At 69.9% G+C, this 2077-nt stretch carries 1 pseudogene; it reads right to left on the reverse strand.

The annotated features are described in order from the left end of the window. Nucleotides 1-2077, reverse strand: a pseudogene (locus HP499_RS23635) (DNA polymerase III subunit gamma and tau); the annotation flags it as partial.

Raw genomic sequence — 2077 nt, forward strand, 5'->3', positions numbered from 1 at the left:
GCCCGCGACCAAGGGTCATCGGACGCATTGCCGCTCGAGGCGCGCGACGATGTGGCTGCGGCCGGGGTTTTGTCCGGCCCGGAAGCTGGCGGTGTGGACGGCGAAGCTGTGGCCGGGGGGACTGCGGGTGCGGCCGGTTGTGAGCCCATTCGGCCATAGCCCGACGGCGGCTCCCAGTCCGCGGGAGGCTCCTCCTCCAAAGGCGGCGCATCCTCGTCGAGCGGCGGACCCCAATCGTCGTCAGGGTAGGAGTAATCGCCGGATGGCTGCGAAGGCTCGGGGGCCGGCTGGGAAGGTTCGGGCGCCGGGGCAGCATGAGCTGGTGCCGGGGTGTTCGGTTCCACGGCAGTGGGTGCTGCGGAAGCGTTGGGCTCTTCACGCGCCGGGGTGGCCGCCGCTGGCTCGGCTGCTGCCACTGCGACGGGGGCAGGCGGGGCTGCTGCCGGCGGGGAAGCCGGTGCGAGACCCCATGCGGAGTCGACAGCTGACACCGGTGCCGGCGTTGATGCTGTTTCAGCGGGCGCTGACGTTACACCTGCTGCTGTTGCCGCCGGGGGTTCCTCGCGGACGGACGCCGGGGCGTTCTCGGGTGCAGCAGCCGGCGTGGGCCGGCTAGTAGGCGCTTTTGGGTTTGGCTCAGAGCTCGCTGAGCTGTTGCCGCCAGCGACTGCCATGATCTGGCAGTCGATGCCGAGGGTTTTGTGGATTGCCTGCCGAAGGTTCTCGGAGTGGTCTGCACGGCCGAAAGCACCCGCAAGGCCGCCAGTGGTGAAGGCGAGGGTCAATACCTGGCCATCGAACTGTGCCACTTGGGCGTTGGGTTCCACCAATGCCCAAGTGCTGCGCTTGATTTTGGTCAAGGTTTGAAGGACATCGGGCCATGCCCGACGCAGGGCCTCCACGTCTCCGGTAGCACCGGAAGCACCCGGCCCTGCGGCCGCGTTCGGTTGCGGGGCTGTTTGCGGTGCAACGTGTGCGGGCGTGGCCTGTTCCGGCGTGGCCTGTGGCTCCGGACGCGCGGGTTCCGGTCGCACGGGCGCCGTCTGGGAAGGTGCCGCGGAGGGTGCTTGGGGGGACGCCTGGACCGGAGGAGCCGGAGGAGCCGCTGAGGCCGCCTGGACGGGCTGGGATTGCTGTGCGGGTACCGATGCAGGAGCAGCCTGCTGTGGAGGGACAGCCTGCGACGGCCGGCTGGATGCGGGTCGGCTGGATGCGGCGCGTTCTTCCACCGGCCAATCGCTGGTGGATACCCGTGGGGCAGTGAGGGCGTCCCGGGTGGCAGGCTCAGCGGACGGCTCGGACACAGCCGGCGCGGGCTGGGGAGCAGCGGACGGCTGTGACGCCGGCGGTGTTGGGGCAAGGGACCCGGCCGCCGGCGCAGCAGCCGCAGCTACCGGTGCAGCAGCCGCAGCAGCCGCAGCAGCCGCAGCAGACGGTGGGGCAGCAGCAACAGCCGGGGTGCCGCCGTCGGCCCCGTAATTGAGGCGGCGTTCGACGCGGTCGATCCGGGCAGCGATACCGCGCTCGGTTTGTTCGGCGCTGGGCAGCAGGATCCGCGCGCACAGCAGCTCAAGGTGCAGCCGGGGCGAGGTTGCGCCTGTCATCTCCGTCAGCGCGGTGTTGGTGACGTCCGCTGCCCGGGACAGCTCGGCGGCACCGAGGTTGGTTGCCTGGTTGCGCATCCGGGCGATTTGGTCCGCCGGCATGCCGCGGAGGATGGCCTGGGCGCTCTCGGGCATCGCCTGGACAATGATGAGGTCGCGGAAGCGTTCCAAGAGGTCCTCGACAAAGCGCCGTGGATCGTGACCGGTTTGGATGACGCGGTCCACGGCTTTGAAGACCACCGCGGCGTCGGAGGCTGCAACGGCGTCCACGATGTCATCCAGCAGCGAAGCGTGCGTGTAACCGAGCAGCGCAACAGCGAGTTCGTAGTCCAGGCCGTTGGGACCGGCGCCGGCCATGAGCTGGTCCAGGACGGACAGGGTGTCGCGGACGGAACCCCCGCCTGCGCGGATGACAAGCGACAGCACGCCGGGAGCGACGGGAACGTTCTCCTGCCGGCAGAGGAGCTCGAGGT

The organism is Paenarthrobacter sp. CM16 (genome assembly GCF_013179505.1).
Taxonomy (GTDB): Bacteria; Actinomycetota; Actinomycetes; order Actinomycetales; family Micrococcaceae; genus Arthrobacter.